Genomic DNA, 2,645 nt, shown 5'->3' on the forward strand with positions numbered 1-2,645 from the left:
GTAATGCAGGTCAACGAAGACCAGCTCAAGATGGGGCGGATGTGGGCCCAATTCGCCGTCGACGAGTTGAAGGCCAAGGGCATCACCTCGGGCAAGATTCTGGAAGTCCGCGGACTGCCCGGAAACTCGGTCGATCGCGACCGCTCCATCGGCATCAACGAGGTCCTCAAGTCGTCCGGAGGTGAATGGGAAATCATCCAGGTCGTCGGCAACTGGGACGACGGCACCACCCAGAAGGTCGTTGCCGACGCCATCGCCGTTCACGGCGAGTTCGTTGCCGTGGTTGGCCAGGGCGGATCCAACGGCGTCATTCAGGCGCTCAAGGATGCCGAGCACCCGTGGGTCCCCGTAGCGGGCGAATCCGAAAACGGGTTCCGCAAGGCCATCGCGCAATATGCGGATGAGGGTCTGAAGGGCATCTCGATTGGTCAGTCGCCGGGTCTGGTGGCGATTGCGATGAAGGCCGCCGTATCGGCCCTGGAAGGAAACGTGATGCCTCAGCTGATCTCGGTACCGCTGCCGGTGGCAACCTATGACCAGCTTGAGGACGGGAAGAACTACTGGTCAAACCTTCCGGACAACTTCTTCACCGTCAACGAGTTTCCGCCCTGCGGCGTCAATATCTCCGGTCCGGCGATCATGTCCCAGACCGAAACTGACGTTAAGTAACCTCCAACGCCAACGCAACGCGGCCCCGAACCTGTCTTCGGGGCCGCGTTCCAAGATCATGGGACCGGAACAAGTGACCGGTGAGCGCACACGCATGAACGAAGCGATTGTCGAATATAGCGGTATCTCCAAGTTTTTTGCCGGTATCCGAGCCTTGGAGGGGGTTGATTTCAAGTGTCAGCGGGGATCCATTCACGCCATTTTGGGAGAAAACGGGGCTGGCAAGTCCACCCTCATCAAAATCATGTCCGGCGTCCTCCAACCCGATGAGGGTACGATTTACCTGGAAGGCAAGCCCGTCACGTTTCCCGTCCCGCAAGTTGCAAACGACGCGGGAATTGTCTGCATGTTCCAGGAACTCTCGCTTGTTCCGGATCTATCGGTTGCCGACAATATCTCCATTTCCCTTCCACCCCGCCGTTTCGGACTGATCGACAGGATGGCACAGATCCGGCGGGCCGAAGACCTTCTGGCAAGGGTCCGCTGCGAGGATGTCGACCCCAGAGCGCTCGTGCGTGACTTGTCCCTTTCACGCCGTCAGATGGTGGAAATCGCCAAGGCGCTCGGGCGCAATCCCAAGGTTCTCATTCTGGATGAGGCGACCTCGGCCCTGACATCACGGGATGTGCAGACGGTATACGACCTTCTGGGTGAACTGAAAGACGATGGCGTTGCCAGCCTGTTCATTTCGCACCGGATGCATGAAGTCGATGCGCTCTGCGATACGCTGTCGGTGTTCCGGAACGGCCAGCACATCGAAACGTTCGCAAAAGGTGAGAAAAGCGAACGCGAAATTGTCCGACTGATGATAGGCAGAGACGTAGAGGCCCAGTTTCCGGCGAAGTCTCCCCCCCGCACCACGAGCGAGCGCAGGGAACCCCTTTTGAGTGTGAAGGGCCTGAAATGGGGTAAGCGCCTCAACGGCATAGACCTGACGCTGTCACCCGGCGAAATCGTCGGTCTCGGCGGTCTGGACGGCCAGGGCCAGAAGGAGCTGCTGCTTGCGCTGTTTGGAGTGCTGCGGGACCTGGAAGGCGAGGTTAGAATTGCAGACCGCAAGGGAGTTCCAGCTTCGCCCGCAGTAGCAAAATCCACCGACCTGCGTATGGCTCTGGTGCCGGAAGACCGCAAGACCGAAGGGCTGATGCTCGACATGTCGATTGCGGACAACCTGCTTGCCGCCAGTTACGCCAAGATCTCCACAGGCCCCTTCATCAATCCGAAGAAAGCAAAGAAGGAAATCACTGACGGTATCGCCAAGCTACAGATCAAGATCGGCTCGGTGACGGATCCGGTCATGACCTTGTCCGGAGGCAATCAGCAGAAGGTGGTGATTGCCAAATGGCTGGTGAACGATCCCGACATCATATTGCTCAACGATCCTACCCGCGGGATCGATGTCGGCACCAAGCAGGAGATCTACCGGCTCATGCGCGACCTTGCCGACGAGGGCAAGGCGATCCTGTTTTATTCCTCCGATTATGCCGAGCTGATTGGCTGCTGCGACCGCGTTTCGGTTCTTTATGGCGGCAGAGTTGTCAGCGAACAGCAGGGAGACGCAATCACAGAGGAAAGCCTTGTGGCCGCCTCGCTCAACATAGACGTCGAGGCTGCATGACCCTTATGACTTCCCTGAAACGCTGGCTCTCCCAAAACACCGGATTTGCGGCTGCAATCACGCTGTTGCTCATTCTCTACCTGAGCTACAACGCCTTGCACCCTCGCGGTTTTTCGTCCGCGGTCGCAATCCAGAATTCGAACGAAGCCGTCGCCATTGCCTTCGTTGCAATGGCCCAGACTCTACCAGTGCTCCTTGGCGGGTTGGACCTTTCCGTCGGTGCTGTCATGACGCTGACCAACTGCGTCGCCTCCGAGCTCCTGAACGGTTCTCCCGCCGAAATCCTTTTCGGCGCCATTCTCACCTTGGCCACCGGCGCTCTCTTCGGCTTTCTGAACGGATGTATCGTCGTTTACGG

At 58.4% G+C, this 2,645-nt stretch carries 2 protein-coding genes and 1 pseudogene; all 3 read left to right on the forward strand.

Annotation, left to right across the window (positions count from 1 at the left end):
* On the forward strand, positions 1-669 hold a 669-nt coding region (locus ACQY7U_RS04930), incomplete at its 5' end, for a substrate-binding domain-containing protein (protein WP_428642603.1).
* A 94-nt stretch (positions 670-763) separates the two neighbouring features.
* Positions 764-2,287 carry a sugar ABC transporter ATP-binding protein gene (locus ACQY7U_RS04935; RefSeq protein WP_428642605.1) on the forward strand — a complete coding sequence of 508 codons (1,524 nt, stop codon included), beginning with the start codon at positions 764-766 and terminating at the stop codon, positions 2,285-2,287.
* Positions 2,284-2,645: pseudogene (locus ACQY7U_RS04940) on the forward strand (ABC transporter permease); the annotation flags it as partial. The gene ACQY7U_RS04935 and the pseudogene ACQY7U_RS04940, both read left to right, overlap by 4 nt.

The sequence above is a fragment of the Roseibium sp. genome (assembly GCF_050301095.1).
Lineage (GTDB): Bacteria > Pseudomonadota > Alphaproteobacteria > Rhizobiales > Stappiaceae > Roseibium.